The sequence below is a fragment of the Cupriavidus sp. 05L411 genome, from assembly GCF_056398045.1.
Window position 1 is genome coordinate 38,258 of record NZ_JBFTOQ010000037.1, and the last position, 21,281, is coordinate 59,538.

At 65.5% G+C, this 21,281-nt stretch carries 20 protein-coding genes; 6 read left to right on the forward strand and 14 right to left on the reverse strand.

The window, feature by feature from the left end; genetic code table 11:
• Window positions 1–192 precede the first annotated feature (192 nt).
• The 5 genes from AC1DQR_RS30790 to AC1DQR_RS30810 form a co-directional block, all read right to left on the reverse strand.
• Window positions 193–540 carry a cupredoxin domain-containing protein gene (locus AC1DQR_RS30790; RefSeq protein WP_416049525.1) on the reverse strand — a complete coding sequence of 116 codons (348 nt, stop codon included), beginning with the start codon at window positions 538–540 and terminating at the stop codon, window positions 193–195.
• A 36-nt stretch (window positions 541–576) separates the two neighbouring features.
• Window positions 577–1,521 carry a metallophosphoesterase family protein gene (locus AC1DQR_RS30795; RefSeq protein ID WP_477134377.1) on the reverse strand — a complete coding sequence of 315 codons (945 nt, stop codon included), beginning with the start codon at window positions 1,519–1,521 and terminating at the stop codon, window positions 577–579.
• A gap of 126 nt (window positions 1,522–1,647) precedes the next feature.
• Entirely contained in the window at window positions 1,648–2,436 is a 789-nt protein-coding gene (locus tag AC1DQR_RS30800; RefSeq protein WP_416049523.1) for an anti-sigma factor family protein, read from the reverse strand.
• Window positions 2,436–2,975 (reverse strand): sigma-70 family RNA polymerase sigma factor, encoded by a 540-nt coding sequence (locus tag AC1DQR_RS30805; protein ID WP_416049522.1) that lies wholly within the window; start codon window positions 2,973–2,975, stop codon window positions 2,436–2,438. The genes AC1DQR_RS30800 and AC1DQR_RS30805 overlap by 1 nt, the downstream gene beginning before the upstream one ends.
• A gap of 164 nt (window positions 2,976–3,139) precedes the next feature.
• Entirely contained in the window at window positions 3,140–3,484 is a 345-nt protein-coding gene (locus AC1DQR_RS30810) for a DUF4148 domain-containing protein (protein WP_416049521.1), read from the reverse strand.
• Between the two features lie 376 nt (window positions 3,485–3,860).
• Between AC1DQR_RS30810 and AC1DQR_RS30815 the strand changes: the two genes are divergently transcribed.
• From AC1DQR_RS30815 to AC1DQR_RS30830, 4 genes are all read left to right on the forward strand, one after another.
• On the forward strand, window positions 3,861–4,079 hold the full coding sequence (locus AC1DQR_RS30815; RefSeq protein ID WP_416049520.1) for a hypothetical protein: 219 nt from the start codon (window positions 3,861–3,863) through the stop codon (window positions 4,077–4,079).
• Between the two features lie 198 nt (window positions 4,080–4,277).
• Entirely contained in the window at window positions 4,278–5,975 is a 1,698-nt protein-coding gene (locus tag AC1DQR_RS30820; protein WP_477134378.1) for an adenylate/guanylate cyclase domain-containing protein, read from the forward strand.
• 155 nt (window positions 5,976–6,130) lie between these two features.
• Entirely contained in the window at window positions 6,131–7,153 is a 1,023-nt protein-coding gene (locus AC1DQR_RS30825) for a class I fructose-bisphosphate aldolase (RefSeq protein WP_477134379.1), read from the forward strand.
• Window positions 7,154–7,442: 289 nt separating this feature from the next.
• Window positions 7,443–7,901 (forward strand): CHRD domain-containing protein, encoded by a 459-nt coding sequence (locus AC1DQR_RS30830; protein ID WP_477134380.1) that lies wholly within the window; start codon window positions 7,443–7,445, stop codon window positions 7,899–7,901.
• Between the two features lie 29 nt (window positions 7,902–7,930).
• Here the strand turns inward: AC1DQR_RS30830 and AC1DQR_RS30835 are convergent, their stop codons facing one another.
• Both AC1DQR_RS30835 and AC1DQR_RS30840 read right to left on the reverse strand, forming a co-directional pair.
• On the reverse strand, window positions 7,931–8,623 hold the full coding sequence (locus tag AC1DQR_RS30835) for a cytochrome b/b6 domain-containing protein (protein ID WP_416050377.1): 693 nt from the start codon (window positions 8,621–8,623) through the stop codon (window positions 7,931–7,933).
• Window positions 8,624–8,730: 107 nt separating this feature from the next.
• The gene (locus AC1DQR_RS30840) at window positions 8,731–9,552 is read right to left on the reverse strand and encodes an aminotransferase class IV family protein (protein ID WP_416049516.1); all 822 of its coding nucleotides are present in this window, start codon (window positions 9,550–9,552) and stop codon (window positions 8,731–8,733) included.
• 152 nt (window positions 9,553–9,704) lie between these two features.
• Between AC1DQR_RS30840 and AC1DQR_RS30845 the strand changes: the two genes are divergently transcribed.
• The gene (locus AC1DQR_RS30845; RefSeq protein ID WP_416049515.1) at window positions 9,705–10,640 is read left to right on the forward strand and encodes a LysR substrate-binding domain-containing protein; all 936 of its coding nucleotides are present in this window, start codon (window positions 9,705–9,707) and stop codon (window positions 10,638–10,640) included.
• 23 nt (window positions 10,641–10,663) lie between these two features.
• Here AC1DQR_RS30845 and AC1DQR_RS30850 read toward each other — a convergent pair whose 3' ends face one another.
• The 7 genes from AC1DQR_RS30850 to AC1DQR_RS30880 all read right to left on the reverse strand — a co-directional run bounded on the left by AC1DQR_RS30850 (window position 10,664) and on the right by AC1DQR_RS30880 (window position 20,143).
• Window positions 10,664–13,441, reverse strand: coding sequence for a winged helix-turn-helix domain-containing protein (locus AC1DQR_RS30850; RefSeq protein WP_477134381.1), 2,778 nt, complete (start codon window positions 13,439–13,441; stop codon window positions 10,664–10,666).
• Between the two features lie 61 nt (window positions 13,442–13,502).
• A complete protein-coding gene (locus tag AC1DQR_RS30855; protein ID WP_416049513.1) occupies window positions 13,503–15,389 on the reverse strand; it encodes an acyl-CoA synthetase in 1,887 nt (628 codons plus the stop codon).
• A gap of 15 nt (window positions 15,390–15,404) precedes the next feature.
• Complete coding sequence (locus AC1DQR_RS30860; protein ID WP_416049512.1) at window positions 15,405–16,538, reverse strand: DUF5938 domain-containing protein; 1,134 nt, start codon at window positions 16,536–16,538, stop codon at window positions 15,405–15,407.
• A gap of 33 nt (window positions 16,539–16,571) precedes the next feature.
• Entirely contained in the window at window positions 16,572–17,339 is a 768-nt protein-coding gene (locus tag AC1DQR_RS30865; RefSeq protein WP_416049511.1) for an SDR family NAD(P)-dependent oxidoreductase, read from the reverse strand.
• Window positions 17,336–18,097 (reverse strand): SDR family NAD(P)-dependent oxidoreductase, encoded by a 762-nt coding sequence (locus AC1DQR_RS30870; RefSeq protein WP_416049510.1) that lies wholly within the window; start codon window positions 18,095–18,097, stop codon window positions 17,336–17,338. Before AC1DQR_RS30870 ends, AC1DQR_RS30865 begins: the two co-directional genes overlap by 4 nt.
• Before the next feature lie 244 nt (window positions 18,098–18,341).
• Window positions 18,342–18,725: an META domain-containing protein gene (locus AC1DQR_RS30875; protein WP_416050376.1), complete on the reverse strand. Its 384-nt coding sequence runs from the start codon at window positions 18,723–18,725 to the stop codon at window positions 18,342–18,344.
• Window positions 18,726–18,919: 194 nt separating this feature from the next.
• Window positions 18,920–20,143 carry an MFS transporter gene (locus tag AC1DQR_RS30880; protein WP_416049509.1) on the reverse strand — a complete coding sequence of 408 codons (1,224 nt, stop codon included), beginning with the start codon at window positions 20,141–20,143 and terminating at the stop codon, window positions 18,920–18,922.
• A gap of 121 nt (window positions 20,144–20,264) precedes the next feature.
• On the opposite strand from AC1DQR_RS30880, the gene AC1DQR_RS30885 reads away from it, so the two are divergent.
• Window positions 20,265–21,212: a LysR family transcriptional regulator gene (locus tag AC1DQR_RS30885; RefSeq protein WP_416049508.1), complete on the forward strand. Its 948-nt coding sequence runs from the start codon at window positions 20,265–20,267 to the stop codon at window positions 21,210–21,212.
• The last annotated feature ends 69 nt before the right edge of the window (window positions 21,213–21,281 follow it).

Sequence of the window (21,281 nt, forward strand, 5' to 3'; positions counted from 1 at the left end):
AAGGGCGCTTCTGTTATCAAAACAGGGCCGCGGCGCGTGGCATTTACAGAAGCTTACATTTGTTTCGTGTGGACAACGTTCGCGATGGCCACGGAAGCGACGATCGCCAACCGCGAGCTCAACGAGCTGGATGGCCGCCTCCGCTCACCGGCCATTCGGCGAGCGGAGGCTGGACGGCGGGTTCGTCGGCCCCTACTGGACGGTGATTGTCGCCATCATATTCGGATGTATGCCGCAGAAGATCTTGTAGACCCCCGGCTTGTCGAACTTGAACTTGTAGGTGTCGTTCTGATCGAGCGCGCTGGAGCGGAACAGGCCGGCGTCGTTGACAACCGTGTGCGGTTCGCCATCGAGGTTCTTCCAGGTCACGGTCGAGCCAGTTTTGATCGTGAGCGACATCGGCGAGAACATGAAATTCTTCACAACGACGACATGGTTCTCCTGCGCTTGCGCGAAGGAGAACTCGCAAGCCAATGCTGCCATGAGTATCCCGGCTCCGAGGGGGACGACGAAGGCGCGGCGAAGGATGGTTGTTAGCATGATCTGGGTCCTGGTTGGTGAGCGGTGCCTGGAAATTCAGGCGAGCGTGGTGTCGGCGAGTGTCGCTGCGAGCGGGTGGCGCATGATCTTGATGCTGGTCACGCCAAGCATCCTGGGAAGCTGATCGCCCGGTACCGTCAGTGGCATGGGACCGGGCCCATTGCCGGCCGTCGGTTGCGGATAGGCCGTCGAGCGCGCTGTATGGAAGGTGATATTGCCTTCCACCTTCGACACGATCTGGTGGATATGGCCGTTCAAGACCGTGACCGAACCAAAGCGCGTCAGATAGCTCATCGCCTCGCCGGCGTCGCCGGTGCCCCAACCCCATGGTTGGTAGATCGTCCACATTGGCATGTGTGCAAAGACGACGATCGGCGTGCTGGACGAGCGGCCCCGCAGATCGGCTTTCAGCCAGGCGAGTTGGTCGTCGCCCAAGCTGCCCAAACCGTTTGGCTTGAAATGCATCACGTTGACCAGGCCGATAAAGTGGACGCCGCTGTGGTCGAAGCTGTAGTAGCCCTTGTTGCCGGAGGCTTGACCAAAGCGGTTGAAGTACTCCGTTCCAGGCCCATCGGTCACGTCATGCTCGCCGGGCACGGTATGCAACTCGGTGATATTCAGCCCCGACATCAATTGGGCCGCGTGGTCGAACTCTTCCGCCTTGGATAGATGCGTAATGTCGCCCGTGTGGATCGTCAGCGCCGGCTTGACCGGCATGGCATTGACGAAGTCAATGGTCTGCCTGAGCGTGCCCGCGACGTCGGGATTGGCTTCCTTATTGAAGCCAATATGCGTGTCGCTGATCTGCAGGAAAAGAGGGACGCCCGCGGCGGATGACGGGCCTTTCCCGGAGGCGGCAAGGGCCAGTTCCACGGGCGCGAGAACGCCGCCTGTCAAGACAAAGACGGTGCCCGCGCCGCCGAAAGCGAGACACTTCAACGCGCCGCGGCGCGACGGGTTGGACGGAAGATCTGACGACATATTGCCCTCACAAGGAAAGTTCGAGAGGTGAGTCGCCGGACCATCCGGCGGACCTCCCGATTGGGTTCTCCAGGTAAACCGCCCTGCCATCCGTTTTATTCCGCGATGTGTACCGCGCTGCGGCGGCTAGGAAGCAGGATGCGCACGCAGGTCCGTGATGAAGCCATTCAGCTCAGCTTCGCCGGCATCGGTAATCGCCCAGTAATTCATCCCCGCGGCGCTCCAGTGGGCGAGGTGATAGCCCTGCTGCGCGTAGATGCGAGGCGTGGCGCCCGCGTCGTTGCCCGGCCACACATAAAGATTGATCGGGTGCAGCTTGTAGCGATAGACCATCACGGCTACCGCCCGCCCGTTCAGGTAATCCAGCCGGCCGCCGACCAGCGGATACCCCTGCTGCACAAGATCGACCACAGGTGGCGCAAAGTCCAGCTTGCCGTCAAACCACGGCTTGACCGTATGCCGGTCGGTTGAAATCACATCGGAGAGGTGATTGACCTGCAGCGAGCGAATATGGTTATCCACGAGTTCCTGGGTCAGGCGCGTCTCGCTCGATGGCACCGAGAGGTACAGCCCCACGCTCCAGGTCAACGCGACCACACTCATCAACATCGCGCCAGCCGGCGCCCAGGCCAGCGACCCACCACCGCCACGCCACTGACCGAATCGCTCACCCAGCCGCTGCCAGAGCGGGCGGCGCACCGGCAGCGCAGCCTTGATGCGTTTCACCAGTTCCTGCGGCGCCGCTACGCGCAAATCCGCCTGGCGCAGTTGCGCACTCACCTGGCGGTGTTGTGCATAGACCTGTTGGCACTGCTCGCAGTCAGCAAGATGCCGCTCGAATTCGAGCGCTTCGGACAGGCTCAACTCCTGGTCGAGATAGCCCGGCAGTAATTCAAACGCCTGTTGGTGATCCATCACGCCTCCTGATCCGTCGGGGCGAGCAGCGTCGCGAGTTGCTGGCGGCCTCGGCCCAGGCGGGACATCACCGTGCCGATCGGGATGCCCACGATGGCGGCGATTTCCTTGTACGACAAGTCCTCCAGCTCCCGCAGCACGACAACCTCCCGGTATTCCAGCCGCAAGCCCAGCAACGCCTTGTGCACACGCTTCTGGCTCTGGCTGCGTATGAGCATCGCCTCAGGACTGTCGTCATGGTCGGCGACACTCGTCTCAAGGCTATGCATGTCTTCTTCGAACATCATGGTCTGCGCTGCATGCCCCCGGTTCTGCTGATGCCAGGTGTAGAAGGTGTTGCGCACAATGCTCAATAACCATGCACGGGCATCCTCGCCGTGGAATCCGCCAAAGAACCGGAACGCGCGCAGGTACGCCTCCTGCACCACGTCCTGGGCATCCTGGTCGTTATGCGTCAGCCATCGCGCAACATTGAAGGCCGAATTCATATGCGGCAATAAAAGCGTCTCGAAGCGCTGCGCGGGGTCTGGATCGGCCATCGTGAAGTCTCTGCTGTAACCGCAATCCGTGCCCGGCAGTGCGTTAACAGCAAGACCGCCGGCATGCCATTTTTATTCCCGGAACCGCCGCCTGAAATGGAGCCCGTGTGGATTCCGCATGGCAAGCGCCGATCATGTGATCGGTGTGCCGCCTGCATCCGCAATCAAGGCGCGGGCTTCGTCTGTGCGGTCTGGCTGTCACCGGCCTGTGCTGCCTGGTTTCCACCCATCAGCGCATTCCTTTGCGCTTGATGTTTGGCTTCCAGCCTTTGCTCCGCTGCTTGAATGTCGGCGGGATAGTCACCATTGTCGCCTTGGGATGGGTTGTAGCCGACCGACTCCAATTCCTCGAGTTCATGTCGCACTTCCGCGCGAGTGATTTGATGCGTGGCGGGTGCCGGCGGCGTTTGCGCATAGACACAAACGGAAGTTGCCATCAACGCAGTGCTCACGATGAGCGAGCCGCGCATGGGCAGCGCAAAAAGCCGATTCAGCGAATTCGATTTCATGTCAGTACTCCTTGGTTGTCCGAGCGAGCGATACCCGCGGTCGACCCGACTGCGCGGCAGGACGCTCTGCATGGGTAAACCGCGGAGCCGGTCTGCTTATTCCCCAATTTGCTTCGCAGAAAAAACGCAGCCGCGGCATCGACGATAAGAGGACCAAGGAACATGAACCGGGGCGCAGGAATTTCCCTTGGCTGCTGGCCGCATCCATTGCTTGTGCGGGAATAAAACGGGTGGCCGCGCGGTTCTACAAATGCACGGCGAACCAGTTCTCGGGATGGATCGATACCCCCGGAAACCGGAAGCGAGTTACGTGCCCAGGCGTAGCCTTCACGGAGATGCGCTTTGGAAGCTATCCCTACTGTATTTGGAGCTCGTCATGAAAATCCTGATTTCGGCCGCAGTCGCGGCATTGACTTCCTTCGCTGCCCTGGCCCAGTCGTCCAGCACCCCTCCAACTTCCGACAGCAGCACCCATATCGTCGGGCCGCGCGATCCCTACACGGATGGCGCGAAAGCAGGCAAGTTCGACGTCTATTCCGACGGCGCAAAAATCACGGATCGGCGCGATCCGTTCACCGACGGCGCGCACAGTTAAGACGCTGCCAGATTCACAGGCGGCTTAAATAGAAAGGGCGGGGCCGCGGCCCGCCCGTATCGCGCCAGAGCCCGGAAATTCCCAAGGCCCTCAGGCGCCTGCACTACCCATTGGAAGTGATGCTAACCTAGCGTGCGCTCGGCAGCGCAGGCGCCTGGTGGCAAGCGCTGGCGCATCGAGAGGCGTGGAGGGTAGAGCATGTCAGGCGTTCCCTATCTTCAAAGTTGGCGGCCGGCGGGTGTGCGATCGGTCCGTCTGACTACCGGACTGGTGTTGTTTACCTATGTCGGTACGCACCTCCTGAACCACTCGCTGGGGAATATCTCGCTCGCCTGGCTGGAGCGTGGCCTGCTCGTGCAGAAGTTCATCTGGCAGGGATGGCTTGGAACGGCCCTGCTGTACAGCGCGCTGGTGGCGCATTTCTTCCTGGGTCTGTGGGCTCTGTACGAACGGCGCTCGTTGCACTGGACACCGGGTGAGGTAGCGCAACTCGTCCTCGGCTTGTGCATACCGCCGCTGCTGGCCAACCATGTTGTGAATACGCGGATCGCCTTCGCCGCGTTCGGCCTGAACAAGGGTTACGCGCAGTTGCTGTATGCGTTCTGGATCGACTCACCGTTCTTCGGCCGCGTGCAGCTGATGCTATTGGTGGTCGCCTGGCTGCATGGGTGTTACGGCATCTGGTTCTGGTTGCGCTTGAAACCATGGTTTGGGGCGTGGCGGAGCGTGCTGCTGAGCGTCGCCGTGCTGATCCCGGTGCTCGCGCTGCTCGGCTTCTTGCAGGGCGGACGGGAAGTGATCGCGCTCGCGCAGGATCCCGTCTGGCGCGCCGCGGCGACCCGGACCACGATCATCGGAACGGGGTTGCAAAACCTCTGGCTCGCCGAGCTGCGCAACGACTTTTTGCTCTTCGATGGTGGCGCGCTGCTGCTGGTGCTCGCAGCGCGGCTGGTGCGCACGGTGCGGGAGCGCCGGGCCGGGCGGCTCTGCGTTCTGTATCCGGACGGGCGAAAGGTATTCGCGCCGCTCGGATTCTCGGTGCTGGAGGCTAGCCGCATGGCCGGGGTGCCCCATGCCAGCACCTGCGGTGGCCGTGCCCGATGCACGTTGTGCCGGGTGCGTGTGCTTAGTGCCATGCCGCTGCCCGCGCCGGCGGAGGCGGAGCGTCGCGTTCTGGAGCGGCTGGGCGCGGATCCGCGGACAGTGCGCCTCGCCTGCCAGTTGCGGCCGACCCATGATCTGTCCGTGTGGCCACTGGTGCCGCCGGCCGCATCGGCAGCCTTCCTGCAGCGGCGCCAGCGGGACGTCATGCCGCAAGAGCGATTCGCGGCGTTCATGTTCGTGGATATGCGGGATTCCACAAAGCTCGCGGCGGCACAATTGCCGTACGACAGCCTGTTCATGGTCAGCCGCTTCCTCAGCGCGGTCTGCGCCGCGGTGGTTCAGGCGGGCGGTCTGCCAAACCAGTTCCTGGGGGACGCGGTGCTCGCGATCTTTGGCTTGCGCTGCGAGCCGGCCGAGGCCTGTCGCCAGGCGCTCAGCGCAGTGCCGCTGGTTGCAGCCAATATTGAGGAGCTCAACGCTGCGCTCAAGCAGCAGTTGCAGACGCCGATCCGCTTTGGCATCGGATTGCATTGCGGCCGGGCCGTCATGGGCGAGATTGGTTTTCGTGACCACGTTACGTTCACGGCAATTGGTGACCCGTTGAATGTGGCCTCGAGACTAGAGCAGTTGACTAAGGAGATGGCTTGCGAGGCCATCGTCTCGGAACAGGTCTTCCAGCAAGCCGGCGTTTCGGCCGCGGGCCTGCCGCAGCTTGCCGCACGCCTGCGAGGCCGCGATGACCCGGTGCCCGTTTGTGTGCTGTCCAAGGCGGCACAGATGCCTCGGGCCTGACTACGCCCTGCGCGCCGCGCTCGAGCAGGACAAGGGCAAGCTGCGCGAAGTGTTCGGTCGGCCACCATCGGCACTGGCCACGCCCCCCGGCTCGCTTGCGCGATCGCGCTTATGCGTTAATGCTTGTTCCCATGCCACCTTCACGGAGCCGCATCATGGACACACGAAGCGAACTGCAAGCCACCGTGGATGCCCTGGTTCAAGCGGGCAAAGGACTGCTGGCCGCCGACGAGAGCGGGGCGACGATCGCCAAGCGGTTCGAGCGCATCGGTGTGGAATCGAGCGAGGAAAGCCGCCGGGCGTGGCGCAACCTGCTCCTGTCGACACCAGGTCTTGGTGAATACATCAGCGGCGTGATCCTGTACGAGGAAACGCTGGGCCAGCGCGCCGGCGATGGCACGCCGCTGCCGGAACTCGCCGCGCGCCATGGCATCGTGCCCGGCATCAAGGTGGACAAGGGCAAGCTCGCGCTCGCCCACGCTCCCGGCGACGAGATCACCGAGGGCCTCGACGGGCTGGCCAAGCGGCTTGCCGCCTATCGCCAGCAAGGCGCGCGCTTTGCCAAGTGGCGCGCGGTGTACAACGTGTCCGACAAACTGCCCGGCCGGCTTGCCATCCAGGCCAATGCGCAGGCGCTGGCGCGTTATGCCGCGATCTGCCAGGAGATGGGCGTGGTGCCGATCGTCGAGCCCGAGGTGCTGATGGATGGCGCGCACGCCATGGCGCGTTGCGCCGAGGTCACCGAGGCCGTGCTGCATGAAGTCTTTCACGCCTTGCACCAGCATGCGGTAGTGCTCGAACACATGCTGTTGAAACCCAGCATGGTGCTCCCCGGCAAGGAGGCCGGGCAGGCGGCGCCGGCCGAGGTTGCCACGCAGACCGTGCAGGTGCTCAAGCGCACGGTGCCCGCGGCGGTGCCGGGCATCTTCTTCCTGTCCGGCGGCCAAACGCCCACTGAGGCCACCGCCAATCTCGATGCCATGAACCGGCTCGCCCCGTTGCCCTGGCGGCTGGCGTTCTCCTACGGGCGCGCCTTGCAGGAGCCGCCCCTGCTGGCCTGGCGCGGCGAGGCCGCTAACGCGGCGCAAGCGCAACGGGCCCTGCTGCAGCGCGCACGGCTGAATGGCCTGGCCAGCCTGGGACAATATGAAGCGGCGCTGGAGACCGCTGGGGGCTGAGCATTCGGCAGGCGCGGCCAGGACAGGGCGCTCAAACCGTGGAAAAGCGCTCCGGCAGGAAGTCGAGTAGCGCCCGGCCGCGCGGCGCCATGCAGGCCCGGCTGCCAACCACGGTTCTGGATTTGGCAGACAGCCGGGTCTATTCTTTTCTCGGACTCATGCCAGCGACCGGTCGGCTGACAGCTTTACCCGGCGGCCGGAAGCGCCGGCATCGGGTACTCTCGCCGCCACGCAACGACAGCAGGCGGCCGCTGTTCAACCGGTGCCATACCGGACAGGAGACAATCAAATGCGTGTTTCAATATCGCGGCGGAACCTCATGTGGCTCTCCGGCCTCGCCTTGGCGGGGTCAATGACCTGGGTGCAGGCGGCGCCAATCTCGTTTACCGTGCCGCTCAGCGGCGCGCAGGAGGTGCCTCCTGTCGAGACCAAGGGCAGCGGTTCCGCCGACCTCACCTACGACCCCGGCACACGGGTTGTCACCTGGGCAATCACGCTGAGCGGCCTACCCAGCGAGGCCACCATGGCGCATTTCCACGGGCCCGCCACAAGCGGCAAGAACGCGAGCGTGAAAATCTGGCTGTCCGGGAAGGGCGCTGCGGTTACCAGTCCCCTCAAGGGCCAGGCCACGCTCTCCCCGGCTGACGCGCAAGAGTTTCTTGCCGGCGAGATGTACATCAACGTGCACACCAAGGATCATCCCGCCGGCGAGATCCGTGGCCAGGTGCTGCCACCTAAAAGCCACTGACGCGGCGCTTGCGCTCAGGTCTGGGCAGCTCAGAGATACGCCGTGAGAAGCGCCGCCGCGGCGGCGCCAACGCCCAGCAGAAGCAGCGCCAGCAGCGCGGATGCCAGTCGCGGCGTGGCGATGCGCGCCGGCAATGGCTTGCGGCCTGTCAGCATGGGAAGCAGCAGGTTGTGGCCCTTGGCCACCGCGTACAGCGCGATGGCCAGCATGTGCAACGCCACCGCCGCTAGCAGCGCGTCCCACAGGATGGTGTGCAGCGCCGTGATCGCATTGGCGACCGATGCGGGCACCCATTCGGTGAGCGGCCCTTTGTCCGCGATGTCGTTGTTGATGTAGAGCCCGCTGAGCGATTCGCCCAGCATCAACGCGAGCAGCAGCAGCACCATCCACCCGCCCGCCGGGTTGTGGCCGACTTGCACGTCGGCCTCGCGGTGCAACCCATGCCGCAGATGGCGGAACGCAGCGGCGGGCGAGGCCACAAAGCTGCGAAAGCGTGCGGTTTCGCTGCCGAAGCAGCCCCAAAGCAACCGGAAAAGCACCAGCGCGAGCAGTGTTTCGCCAATCCGGACATGCCAGTCCATCCAGTTCAGCCGCCAGGTCGCATAGGCTCCCGCTACCAGCACCACCGCCAGCCAGTGGAACAACCGCGTCGGCAAGTCCCAGACCAGCACGGGGCGACGATCAGCTTGCCCCGGAGATTTGACCTGGCCGTCAGGTTTCATTGTTGAGCCCTCCCGCATGACTTCTCCTTCTGTTGCCACGGTGGCTACTGGCTACATTGGAGCCATTCAACCGCAATCCGCGACAATGGGCAATCGTTGGCACGGGCTCACGGCAAGACAGATTCCTCCATCTGATAAGCCCGGTGAAGCAGCGCCAGGAAGCTCGGCGCCTCAGGCATGGGCGCGGAACCGATCCGGCTCACCGGCACCCCCGGCGTCCAGGAGTTCATCACCGCCGCGCCAGCCAGGCCAGGCAGATCGGCAAGCGTCACGGGCTGGACGCGTTGACGCACACCGAGGCGATCCAGTTGCCGGCGGACGATACCCATGGTCGTGCCTGCCAGCATCTCGGCCTCGGGCCACACCACCGTTTCCGCTTCTCTGTCCCAAAAGACCAGGTTCCAGATGGTCCCCTCGCTAAGCCGCCCCTGAGCGTCAACGAAAGCGGCATCGTCGAAGCCCTTGCCCACGGACTGGCGCAGGAAATACGTCTTGGCCACTTCGCCAACGTGTTTCAGGGCGGGGAGCACCCGCTCGTGAGGGACAGTGGCCAACCCCAACGGGCCGTGTGGGCCGGACGCGGGCGGCCCGGTACGCACCAGCACGTCAGGCTCGACATCCGCGCCGGCCACGGTGAACTCACCCGCCGGCGAGTACACGGTGGCCACCAGCGAGACATCCGCCGGCGCGAATGCCAGCGCCGCGCGCAGATAGGCACGCACCTGATCGTCGGGTAAGGCACGGCCGAACAACGCCATCGAGGCAACCCTGAGCCGCTCGAGATGGAAATCCAGCCCGCGGACCCGGCCGCCGCGTACCTGCATCGCGGTGAAATGCGCGTAGCCCGCAAAGGCGAGGGGTGCCAACTCGGCGAGCGTTGCCGGCAGGCCGTTGCGTTGAACGATAAAAGAAGACTGGCTAGCTGACATGGGTTGCTGTGACTCCGGTAGCTGCGTGCAATGGGCTTGGCGAAAGCCGCGTCCCACCTGCATGCGCAGGGTTGGCCGCAACTATCTGCTATTGACCAAGCTTTGAGAAACGAGTATTTCTTGCCGGATCATTAAAAAGGGCTTGAAGATCAATGAAGCGAATGCTGCCGGGCACACGAGCCCTGAGGACCTTCGAGGCAGCCGGGCGGCACTTGAACTTCACGCGCGCGGCGCAGGAGGTGGGGTTGACGCCGGCGGCCGTCAGCTACCAGATCAAGGAGATCGAGGACCAGCTGGGCATCACGCTGTTCGCGCGCACCAGCCGCAGCATCCAGCTGACGCCCGCCGGCGCCGTCCTGTTCGAGGCGGCTGCCGACGCGCTCGACACCTTGCAGCGGGCCGCCAGCCGGGCCCGGAGAATGGCGCGGGGACCGGCGCATCTGCGCATCTCGCTAGGCGCGATGTTCGCCACCAACTGGCTGCTGCCCCGGCTTGCGCGGTTCAGGGCCGCCAACCCGACGTTTGAGCTCACATTCGATATTTCCGATCAGGTACGGGACTTCGACGCGGACGACGTGGATATCGCGATCCGCTTTGGCGCCGGGCACTATGAAGACACGTGCTCGGACCGGCTGTTCGACACGTTGGTCGTCCCGATCTGCAGCCCGAAACTGCGCGAAGCCGGTGCCCGGCTGCAAACACCGCGGGACTTGCTTGGCCACACGCTGTGCTATGTCGACTGCCCGGTGGACGGCATGGCCTGGCCCGACTGGCGCATGTGGATGGCCGCGGCCGGCGTCGACGATTTCGACGACAGCCGATGCGTTGCCTTTGCCGATTCGAGCCATGTCGTGCAGGCCGTGATCGACGGCGCCGCCATTGGCCTCGTGGAACTGCCCATGATTGCCAATGACCTGGCCCAGGGCCGCCTGGTGCGGCTATTCGAGATTGGCGTGAGCATCGCGCCGGCGTATGCCTATCATCTCGTCTATCCGGCGCGCAGCAGCCAGGATCCTCGCATCCTCGCGTTCAGCCAATGGATGCGCCATGAGACGGCTAACCCTGTTCAGGGCAGTCATGCGGGCTGATGCCGGCGCGCGCGCAGCACCGATCAGAGCAGTGAGTTCTCCTGCGCGCGCGCCAGCGCGCTCGTGCGGTTGCGCACCCCGAGCTTGGCAAAGATGTTGTGCAGGTGCCATTTGACCGTGGCTTCCGACACGAACAGGCTTTGCGCCAGTTCGCGGTTGCCAAGGCCAGCCTTGAGCAGGCGCAGGATTTTCAGTTCGCGCTCCGTCAGCTCCATCGTCCCGGCCGGCGTGGGCGGCGCGCTTCGCACGCCCGTCACGCTGCGGCCGGCCGCCTGGAGCAACTGCTGCAGGTAGCCAAGCGGCACCCGCGTATCGATGGCGCCCTGCAGTGCATCGCGGCCCGCGGCCATGGTCTCCACCATGGCGAGCAGCGTGGCATCGGCATCGAGCAAGCTGCGCAGCAAGCCCAGCTGCGCGGCAAGCTGCAACGCCTCGTCCAGCGTACGCAGTGCCTGCGCCCGGTCACCCGTGCGGTGCTGCTGCACCGCCTTGAGGGCCAGCAGGCGCGCCAGCTGGCCCTGATGGCCGTCGCGCTGCGCGCGGCGGATGGCATCGTTGAGCGCGCCGAATGGGCCGGGGCCGGGCCCGGCGCCGTGCGCGAAACGCAGGCGCAGCCGCATCAGGCAGACGATGTCCTCGTCGGCGGCCGCCAGCAGCGGCGTGGTCTGCGCACCACGCGCGACGAGGCCATACGATTGGGCGAGCTTGAGCGCATCGTCCGGCGCCCCAGCCTGCAGCCGCAGCGTGCAGCGCTCAGCCGCCAGGATCAGCGACAGTCGCGGCAGCCTGAGCCGGTGACCCAGCGATTCGCCTTCAAGCAGGCAGGCATCGGCCGCCGTTTGCTCGCCGCGCAGGCGCAGCAGCCGCGCGCGCGTGAGGTAGCCAGCCGTGGTCATCTCGACCAGCCCGTGCTCGTCGATGAAGGGCAGGCCCTGGTCGATGAAGCGCTGCGCTTGCGCCAGGTCGTTCTGTTCGTAGCAGACTTCGGCGGCCAGCAGCGTGAGCATCGAACCCGCGTACGACGCGACACCGAGGCTGCGCGCGACGATGGCGATGCCGGCCTTCGCCTGTGCCATCGCCTCGTGCTGATCGCCGCGGCGCATGGCGATCATCATCGCCAGCGCCGAGGCCCAGGCCAGGCCGTAGTCGGCGCGGCATTCCTCGAATGCGCGCCTGGCCACGGCAAGGGCCTGGATACCCTGCTCGAAGGCATCGGACTCGCAGCAACCGCTTGCCAGCACGTTGGCGACCACGCCGGTCAGGAAGGCGTCGGCGTGCGGCCAGCTCCGCAGCCAGGCTTCGCTGCGCGACTTGGCAAGCAGCGGCTCGCCGGTATGGGCCCAGTAGACGCAGCGGATCATCTCGATCACGCTGCGCAGCGCGCCCCCATCGTCCACAGCAGCGTCCACCGCACCGCTGTCCGCGCAGGCGGCTTCGAGTGCGCGCAGCTCCTGTTCGGCCTCGGGGTAGCGCCGCGTGAGCACCAGCGACCAGGCATGCCCGGTGCGGATCTTCGGCCGCGCATGCACCAGCGCCTGCGGCAGGCGGGTCAGCCAACCCAGCAAGGTGGCGTGCTCGCCGCGGTGTTGCACCAGCTCGCCCGAGAACGAGGCCACGAGGTCGGCCGCGCGCTCCAGGTCGTGGGCCTCGAACGCATGGCGCACCGCCTCATGCGGCAGCTTGTGGCGATGGAACCAGTCGCTGGCGCGCAGGTGGACCGCGAGCATGGCGTCGCCAGGCAGCTCGCGCGCCCGGCCGCGCAGGTAGTCGGCGAACAAGTGGTGGTAGCGGAACCAGGTGCGCGAGCGGTCCAGGCCCGAGAGGAACAGGTTGCGGCTCTGGACTTCGGCCAGCATCGCGCGGCTGTCGTCGCGGTCCAGCACCTCGTCGCAAAGCTCGGCGCAAAAGCGGTCCAGCACGGACGTGCGCAGGAGGAACGCGCGCAGGTCGGGCCGCAGGCTGTCGAGCACCTGTTCGCCGAGGTAGTCGGTGATGTCGCGGTCGGTGCCCGAGAAATCCGCGAGGAAGGCCCTTCGGTCGTCGGACCCGCGCAGCGCGAGGGATGCCAGTTGCAACCCGGCGATCCAGCCTTCGGTGAGGTCATGCAACGTCTGGACTTGCGCGCGGTCGAGCGGCGTGCCGCTGACGCGGCCGACGAAGTCGGCGGCCTCGTCCAGGCCGAGACCGAAATGCACGGCATCGAGTTCGAGCAGCTCGCCGCGCAATCGCAACTGGCTCACCGAAAGTGGCAGCCGCGTGCGGCTGGCCAGCACCAGGCCGATGTTCGGCGGGAGGTGGGCGATCAGCCATTCCAGCTTGCGGTGCAGGCCTTCGTGCTGCACCAGGTGGAAGTCGTCGAGCACCAGTATCAGCCGGCGATCGTGGCCGAGCAGATCGTGCAGCAGCGATGTCACCAGCGCATCGAGCGAGGCCATGTTGCCGCCATCGGCCTGCGCGAGCGTGTTGCGCCCCAGGCGCGCGTCGGCATGGTGCAGCGCCGCAGCGAGGTAGCGCATGAAACGCAGCGGGTCGTTATCCTCGGCGTCGAGGCTGAGCCAGGCCGTGGTGATGCCGAGCGGCTCCAGCTGCGCGACGAACTGGGCCAGCGCCGTGGTCTTGCCGTAGCCGGCCGGTGCCGTCACGCTGAGCAGGCGCTGTGCCAAGCCCGCATGCAGCAGGCTCGAGAGTTGCGGGCGCGCCAGCAGGCGCGGTGAGAGTTGCGGCGGAGCCAGCTTGGCCTCGACCAGCACCGCAGCCGATGTTTCGGCTGACCGCCTTCCACGTGCCTGTTGCTGCGCCATGCTGGTTGTCTCCGGTCGATCTTTGGCGGCCCAGTTTGCCATATTGGGCGTCAACCTGGGCTCATGCCGGCACTTCCTGCCATTCGATGCGCCAGTGCAGTGGCAGGCGTCCGAGTTCGGCCTCGGCCAGCTGCATCAAGGCCACGCCACGCGCGCCGGCAGGGCGATGGGCGACCACATGCGATTCAATCCCGTGTTTCGCGTGCGGCTGCACATCCACCTGCACCGCGATGGCGCCGCAGACCTTTTGCAGCGTATCCGCCAGCGCCTTGGCGATCGCCAGTTCGCGCAGCTTCGGCTTGAAGATCTTGTTGACGGCCGTCAGCGGCATGGTATCGAGGATCACCACGTCGACCGGCACCGCGGCGCGTTCGGCGATGGTGGCGCGGGCATGGGCCAGCAGTTCGGCGGCCTCGCAGGCCTGCCCCTTGCGCAGCGTCACATAGGCCATCGGCAGCTCGCCCGCATAGCCGTCCGGCTTGCCGACCGCGGCGGCAAGCTCGACCGCCGGATGCCGCATCAGGCCTTCTTCTATCATGCCCGGGTCGATGTTGTGGCCGCCGCGGATGATCAGGTCCTTGGCCCTGCCCGTGAGCCAGAAGTAGCCTTGTGCGTCCTGGCGCCCGAGGTCGCCGGTGTTGAGCCAGCCGTCGGCGAGGCAGACGCCGTGGTTGTCGCTGTCCTTTACGTAGCCGGAGAACACATAAGGCCCGCGCAGCAGGATGGTCCCGATCTCGTCGACAGCGGCGTCGCGCCGCACCTCGCCATCGGCGCCCAGGTGCGCGACTTTCATCTGCTGGTAGGGCATGCGCAGTCCGATGGAGCCGACCGCGCGCTCGCCGTCGCGAGGGTTCAGCGCGCTGACGCAAGTGGCTTCGGTCATGCCGTAGCCCTCGAGCAGCTTGAGGCCGGTTGCGCCCTCGAAACGCTGGAGCAGCTCGGGCGAGAGCGGTGCCGCGCCGCAGATGGCAAAGCGCAGCGAACTCAGGTCGGCACCCTCGCGCGGCACATTGAGCAGCGCCGAGAGCACGGTCGGCACCGCGCTGAACAGCGTCGCACGGTAGCGCTGCACCGAGCGCCAGAAGGCCGCGAAGGTGCGCGGGTCGCGGTAGCCCGCGCTCGACAGCAGCACCACATGGGCACCGACGCTGAATGGCGCCAGGCCCGTGACCATCATCGCGTTGGAGTGGAACAGCGGCAGGCCGCAGAGCAGCGTATCCGCCGGGCTCATCGCCACCGCGGTGGCCACGCCCCAGGCATTGGCGGCCTCGTTGAAATGGGTGCGCCGCGCCAGCTTGGGCGTGCCGGTGGTGCCGCCGGTGTGGAAATAGGAGGCGACGTGATCGCCCTGCGGCGGCATGCCAATCAGCGCATCGGCGGGTTGCGCGGCCAGCAGGGCATCGAAGTCCACCGCCCAGGGCGGGCAGGCGCCCAGTCCGCCGACACGCGCCACGGCGCGCAGGCTTGGCACCTGGCTGCGCAGCGCCTCCACCTTCTCCCAGATGCCGGCCTGGTCCTGGCGTCCCTGCGCCACCAGCACCACCGTGCCGGCCGCATTGAGGATGCCGGCCATGTGGTCGACTTCGAGAAACGGGTTGACGGGGTTGACGATGCCCACGGCCTCGGCGCCCCACAGCGTGAAGTGCGTCTCGGGCAGGTTGGGCAGCAGGTACGAGACCACGTCGCGCCGGCCCACGCCTAGGCTCGCGAAGGCATTGGCGGCCTGGGTGACGCGCTCGGCAAGCGCGGCGTAGTCGTAACGTACTTCGCCGTCGGCGGGGTCGCCCGAGGGCACGAAGGTGAGGGCTGGCGCGCGCGGCGTGGCGGCGGCCACGCGGCGCAGCGCGGCATAGCTCGACACCGGCTGCGCTAGCCGGCGCTCGATCGGTAGCCGCTCCAACGCCTCGATATCGGCCAGGTTTCGCAGAGGCAAGACAGCCTTGGTCATGGGTGCTGGCCCGCCTCAGTGGTGAACGGTCAGTTCGGGCTTCGCCACCAGGCCAAAGCTGCGCAACTGGCCCAATAGCTCATGGTGCCCGAAGGCCTGGCAGCCCGAGGCAAAGCCGACCCGTTTCGGCGCCTGCTGCAGCAGCGCATGGGCAGCATACGCCTGCAGCATGCCGGTCTGCTTGTAGTTGCAGTTGCCAAAGATCACGCAGTGCGCGCGTCCGAGCGGGCCCGAGGCATGCACCGAGTCGACCGACTTGTTGAGGCGCGGGTTCTCGCGCGGCGGCATGCTGTTCATCACGCCGGCCGCGGTATGGGCCAGCGCGGCATAGCGCTCGTCGGGGTTCATGCCTTCGGTGGCCTTGAGGGCGGCCTCGACGATCTTCGGCACGCCCAGCATCAGCGGCTTGTTGAACACCCCGCCCAGCACCTTGACGTTGGCCACGCGCGGGTCCTTCCTGAACCACACCGGGTGCGAAGTGCCGCCCCACGGCAGGGCCAGCGCCATCTCGTGCTGGCCCGGGATCGCGAGGTTGTAGAGGCCCGCGTCGGGCTGCCACTCGACGAACCGGTTCTGCTGCAGGTGGAAGGCTTTGGAGGTCGCCGCGTTGACCAGGATGGTCTGGGTCGAGGCGATGGTCGGGCTGCCGCCCCAGAACACGGCGATGTCCAGCGTGTCCAGTCCCGGCATCTCCAGGCACAGCTGCGCGGCGATCTCGCCGGTGGTGTACATCTGTGCCAGGCCGGGCGACAGCAGCAGCCCGGCTTGCGCGAACTTCGCGCCGTACTGTTCGTCGAGCGTGATCAGCCAGTCCTGCTCGCCGGTGGTGTCCGTGTAGTGGCACCTGGCGGCCAGGCAGGCCTGGACCACTTCCGGCCCGAACTTCGCGAACGGGCCGACGGTGTTGAGCACCACGCTGGCGCCGCGGAACAACTCGGTCAGCGCTTCCGTGTTGTGCTGCACCTCGACAACTTCGTAGTCGGCGGTCTCGATACCGGGCACATTGGATTGCATGGCAGCGTGGAGCTTTTCCGCGCTACGCCCGGCCGCAATGAAGGGGATCCCGTACTCGCGCAGGTACTCGCAAACCAGGCGGCCGGTGTAGCCGCTGGCGCCATAGACGACGACCGGTTTCTTGTTGTTGCTCATGGAATGGCTCCTGAAGTCCTGAAGGGATGACGTTCAAAGCAGGGACGAGCTCACGCCGCCGTCCAGGACGAAGCCGCTGCCGTTGGAGAAGCTCGAGCGCTCCGAGGCCAGGAATACGGCGAGCTGGGCGACTTCCTCTGGCGTGCCGTAGCGGCCCTGGCGCTGCGCGATGACGGCGTTGAAGTCGGGGATGTTCAACTGCTGCTCGAACTCGATCCGGTGCGAGCTGACCAGCTCTGTGTCGACAAAGCCCGGCAGGATGGCATTGACGCGGATATTCTTCTCGCGCAATTCGATCGCCGCCGTCTGCGTGAGCGACACCACGCCGGCCTTGGCCGCGGCATAGCTGCCGATCAGCGCGCAGGCCGCCTTCGCCGTGACCGACGCCATTGTGATGATGCTGCCGCCGCCGGCCGCAATCAGGGCGGGCGCCGCATAGCGGATGCAGAGAAAGACGCCGTCGAGGTTGGTCGAGGTGACCTCGCGCCATTGCGCGTAGCTTTGCGTTGCAAGCGGGGCGACCACGGCGATGCCGGCGTTGGGCACCATGATGTCGAGCCGGCCGTGTTGCTGCACGCAGGCGGCAACCAGGGCCTCGACCTGCTCGGGCACGCGAACGTCGCAGGCCACGGCGCTGGCACCAGGCAGCGTGGCCGCGACCCGCTGCGCCGCGGCCCGGTCCCGGTCCGACACGATGACCTTGGCGCCTTCGGCCGCATACGCGCGGGCGATGGCTTCGCCGAGCCCGCGGCCGGCGCCGGTGACGATCGCCACCTTGTCCTGGAGAAGTCGCTTGCTCATAGCAATCCGGCAGACAACCCGCCGTCCATGATGTAGTGGGAGCCGGTGGTCCAGCTGGCGGCGTCGGACGCAAGGAACGCGGTCATTTCGGCCACTTCCCGCGGCGTGCCGAGGCGCAATTGCTTCACCGCGACCAGCGCGCTGAACGGCACCCCGACGATGGCTTCCACGGTGGGGATCAGCCGGTCCACCATCGCGGTGCTGACAAAGCCAGGGCAGACCGCGTTGACGCGGATGCCGGCGGGGCGCAACTCGGCCGCGGCCGTGCGCGTGAGCTGGATCACGGCGGATTTCGAGGCCGCGTAGGAGCCGAACAGCGGCACGCCGTTGGTGCCGGCCAGCGACGAAATGTTGACCACCGCACCCTTGCCCGAGGCGGCGAGCGCGCCCAGCGAGTGCTTCATACCGAGGAACACGCCCATTACGTTGATGCCCATGATGCGGCCGACCTCTTCCTCGCTCTGCTCGAACAGCGGCTTGACGATCTCGATGCCTGCGTTGTTGACTAGCGTGTCGAGGCCGCCGAAGGCGGTCGTGGCTGCTTCCACCGCGCGGGCCCAGTCGGCGCTCCTGGTGACGTCGCAGGGTACGAAGCGCGCCTGCGGGCCCAGTTCGTCCGCGGCGCTGGCTGCCCCGGCCTCGTCGATGTCGGCCAGCATGACCCGTGCACCGCGTTCGACGAACAGCCGGGCGATGGCAAGGCCGAGCCCCCGCGCCGCACCGGTGATGAGGGCATTGCGGCCCTGTAGTTCGATCATGTCGTTGTCTCCTGTCCGCCTGTGATCGGCGGTGGAGACATTGCAACAGGCGCAGGCGGATGCGCAGCCCACCGAAAGGATGGTTTTTCGTGCTGCGACGCAACAGGGGCTGGCGCGCGCATTTGCGCTTGTGCGAGAACCCGGACGCTCCGAGGCGGCCTTGCTGCTACGTGACCGGGTAGTCGAAATGCTTCAAGGCAGGACCGTGCACCGCAATCGCGATATGCCTGATACGCCGCCTACGCTATGGCAGCGCACCGGCAGGCAATACGCTCCACCCCGAAGCACCGCTCGATGTCGTCCTGCGTTGGCTCCTGAGGACACCGTTCTCGTCGAACTCGAAAAGGACCGTCGACGATCGGATCTCGCCGCCGGAAAACAGCGGGCCAATGAACGGAATAAAGCTCTCGGGATGAGGCTTGGAGGTCGCGAAGGAATAGATCAGTATCGTGGACCCGTCTCTCAGCGTCGTTTTGGATGTGGGAGGCCCAAGTTGCGCGGTAACGTCGTCAAGGGTAGAGAAATCGAGCATGAAGCTCGACAATTGCTCCGGTTTCACATCGACGCCCGTCGAGACACAGGCAGCCAACAGGATGCAAGTCGCAATCAGTGCATAGACACGCTGCATGCCGACACCGCCGTACCGTTGGGCCGTGACTGAGAACGTGCTGATGGCCATGATGCCCGCCAGGCCGCGCGATGCGTCCGGCACGTCATTGACAAAGGATAGAACTTTGCCGTGCGCTTCGCTGAGGCGCCCGGCGGGCTCACCCGCCCACTACTACGGGTTTCCACAGCGACAACGCCGATACTGTGCATCGATCAACCGGTCCGCGCCGCTTCCGCGCGTGATGTCAGAAAAGTCAGGAAGGCCGCGATCAGCAACAGGGCTACGCTCGCTTCGAAGGTGCTTTGGTAGCCGCTGCTGTCGAACAGCAAGCCCCCCACGGTAGAGCCTATGGCAATGGCAAGCTGGACAACGGCCACCATCAGCCCGCCGCCGGCCTCGGCGTCCTGCGGAAATGTCCTGGCCACCCAGCCCCACCATCCTACGGGCGCCGCGGTGGCAACCAGCCCCCAAAAACCCAGGAGTGCAACGACGGCAGTCGTCCAGCCTCCAAAAGCGATCAATGCCACGGCGATGGCAGCCATCAAGATCGGTATGGCAATCAGCGTCTGGTAGAAGCGCCGCTTGAGTACTGTGCCGATGAGCGTGGTACCGATGAAGCCTGCCACACCGATCAGCAGCAGAATGAGCGAGAGCGCGGATACGCCAACCTGCGTCACCGTTTCCAGGAACGGCCGCAAGTAGGTGAACAACGTGAACTGCCCCATGAAGAAGAGGCCAGCACCGAGCATCCCCAAGGTCACTACCGGATTCCGAAATAGTACGAAGACATTGCCGGAGCCGGCGCTACGCTGCTCCACGCGCATGGAGGGGAGGCTGATCCATTGCCACGCCAGCGCGATCAATGCCACCGGCACCAGGCAAAAGAAGGCGCCACGCCATCCAATGACCGAACCCAGGTAGCTGCCTAGCGGCGCGGCCACCACCGTGGCCAGTGCGTTGCCGCTATTGAAGATGGCCAAGGCGCGTGGCACTTGACTGGCTGGAACAAGCCGCATGGCTGTCGCCGCCGACATGGACCAGAATCCGCCCACGACCACGCCAATGAGTGCGCGGCCTGCCATGTAGGTGAAATAGTCCGAAGCCATCGCGACGACCGCGCCTGACAGGGCCATGACGCCCGTCAGCCCCAGCAGCAGTGTCTTGCGATTCATGCTGCCGGCAAGCGCGGAAATGAACAGGCTCGTCACCACAGCGAATGCGCCGGAGATCGCGATGCCTTGCCCCATCATCCCCTCGGTGACATGGAGATCCGCAGCCATGGGCGTCAGCAGGCTGACGGGCATGAATTCCGAGGCGATTAGCGCAAAGACGCACAGCGTCATCGCAAAGACGCCGCTCCAGAACGCCGGCTGCTCCCCAGCCTCTCGCTGCGTGGCGGTGTCGCCCGCAGGGGCGGTACAAACGTTCGTTGTCATGACATTGACATTGACTTTCTCATGCCCTGTATCTTCGCGAACGCAAGCCGCCTTGACTAGCTAATGAATACTTAAATGGGATATAAGCTAGGCTACTGAATATGCCTTGGGAGACTGCGCCGTGGCCAGACGCAACCTCAACGATCTCTTGGCCTTCGTCACCGTCGCGCGCGAAGGCAGCTTCACCCGTGCCGCCGCTGCGCTGGGCGTGACGCAATCGGCGCTGAGCCAGACCATTCGCGGATTGGAGGAGCGATTGCAGATCCGGCTGCTTACGCGCACCACGCGCAGCGTTTCACCAACCGTAGCGGGCGAACGGCTGATGCAGGCCATCGGCCATCGCTTCGACGAGATCGAGGCGGAGCTCGATGCCTTGACCGAATTGCGCGAGAAGCCCGCCGGCACCGTGCGCATCACCTGCGGTGACAACGTGCTGCACCGCATTTTGCTGCCCAAGCTCACGCCGCTGCTGCGCGAGTATCCGGACATCAAGCTGGAGTTCGACGTGAATTACGGCTTCCGTGACATCGTGGCTGACCGGTTCGATGCCGGCGTACGCCTGGGTAACACCATCGATAAAGACATGATTGCCGTGCCCATCGGCCCGCCGTTGCGTCTGGCGGTGGTGGCCTCGCCGGCATATTTTGCTGCTCACCCCATCCCCAGGACGCCAAATGACCTGACGGCGCACTGCTGCATCAATCAGCGCATGGCCACGTCAGGCGGGTTGTACGTTTGGGATTTCGAGCGCCGAGGCCGCCGGGTGAACGTGCGCGTCGATGGTCAGCTGATCTTCAACACCGCACAGCCCCAGGTGGACGCGGCGCTGGCCGGGCTGGGTATCACCCTGCTGCCCGAAGATGAGCTGACGCAGCATATCGAAGCAGGCCAGCTCGTGCGCGTGCTGGAGGACTGGTGCCCGAAATTCGAGGGCTACCACCTGTACTACCCCAGCAGGCGCCAGCTCTCACCGGCCTTTTCGCTGGTGGTGCAAACGCTGCGCATCGTTGGCCCTGGTGCGACAAGTGGGGCAAGTGGGGCAAGTAGGGCAGGGGGGACAAGGCATTGAGCAATCAGCAATCCACAAGTTGAATCCCCAGTCACGCGCACTCATTCGGCTATCATGCTGGCTCTGGCG

Excerpts from the sequence above, each read along its gene's own strand:
- AC1DQR_RS30790 (WP_416049525.1), bottom strand. The coding sequence starts at position 540 with ATGCTAACAACCATCCTTCGCCGCGCCTTCGTCGTCCCCCTCGGAGCC.
- AC1DQR_RS30795 (WP_477134377.1), bottom strand. The coding sequence starts at position 1,521 with ATGTCGTCAGATCTTCCGTCCAACCCGTCGCGCCGCGGCGCGTTGAAG.
- AC1DQR_RS30800 (WP_416049523.1), bottom strand. The coding sequence starts at position 2,436 with ATGGATCACCAACAGGCGTTTGAATTACTGCCGGGCTATCTCGACCAG.
- AC1DQR_RS30805 (WP_416049522.1), bottom strand. The coding sequence starts at position 2,975 with ATGGCCGATCCAGACCCCGCGCAGCGCTTCGAGACGCTTTTATTGCCG.
- AC1DQR_RS30810 (WP_416049521.1), bottom strand. The coding sequence starts at position 3,484 with ATGAAATCGAATTCGCTGAATCGGCTTTTTGCGCTGCCCATGCGCGGC.
- AC1DQR_RS30815 (WP_416049520.1), top strand. The coding sequence starts at position 3,861 with ATGAAAATCCTGATTTCGGCCGCAGTCGCGGCATTGACTTCCTTCGCT.
- AC1DQR_RS30820 (WP_477134378.1), top strand. The coding sequence starts at position 4,278 with ATGTCAGGCGTTCCCTATCTTCAAAGTTGGCGGCCGGCGGGTGTGCGA.
- AC1DQR_RS30825 (WP_477134379.1), top strand. The coding sequence starts at position 6,131 with ATGGACACACGAAGCGAACTGCAAGCCACCGTGGATGCCCTGGTTCAA.
- AC1DQR_RS30830 (WP_477134380.1), top strand. The coding sequence starts at position 7,443 with ATGCGTGTTTCAATATCGCGGCGGAACCTCATGTGGCTCTCCGGCCTC.
- AC1DQR_RS30835 (WP_416050377.1), bottom strand. The coding sequence starts at position 8,623 with ATGAAACCTGACGGCCAGGTCAAATCTCCGGGGCAAGCTGATCGTCGC.
- AC1DQR_RS30840 (WP_416049516.1), bottom strand. The coding sequence starts at position 9,552 with ATGTCAGCTAGCCAGTCTTCTTTTATCGTTCAACGCAACGGCCTGCCG.
- AC1DQR_RS30845 (WP_416049515.1), top strand. The coding sequence starts at position 9,705 with ATGAAGCGAATGCTGCCGGGCACACGAGCCCTGAGGACCTTCGAGGCA.
- AC1DQR_RS30850 (WP_477134381.1), bottom strand. The coding sequence starts at position 13,441 with ATGGCGCAGCAACAGGCACGTGGAAGGCGGTCAGCCGAAACATCGGCT.
- AC1DQR_RS30855 (WP_416049513.1), bottom strand. The coding sequence starts at position 15,389 with ATGACCAAGGCTGTCTTGCCTCTGCGAAACCTGGCCGATATCGAGGCG.
- AC1DQR_RS30860 (WP_416049512.1), bottom strand. The coding sequence starts at position 16,538 with ATGAGCAACAACAAGAAACCGGTCGTCGTCTATGGCGCCAGCGGCTAC.
- AC1DQR_RS30865 (WP_416049511.1), bottom strand. The coding sequence starts at position 17,339 with ATGAGCAAGCGACTTCTCCAGGACAAGGTGGCGATCGTCACCGGCGCC.
- AC1DQR_RS30870 (WP_416049510.1), bottom strand. The coding sequence starts at position 18,097 with ATGATCGAACTACAGGGCCGCAATGCCCTCATCACCGGTGCGGCGCGG.
- AC1DQR_RS30875 (WP_416050376.1), bottom strand. The coding sequence starts at position 18,725 with ATGCAGCGTGTCTATGCACTGATTGCGACTTGCATCCTGTTGGCTGCC.
- AC1DQR_RS30880 (WP_416049509.1), bottom strand. The coding sequence starts at position 20,143 with ATGACAACGAACGTTTGTACCGCCCCTGCGGGCGACACCGCCACGCAG.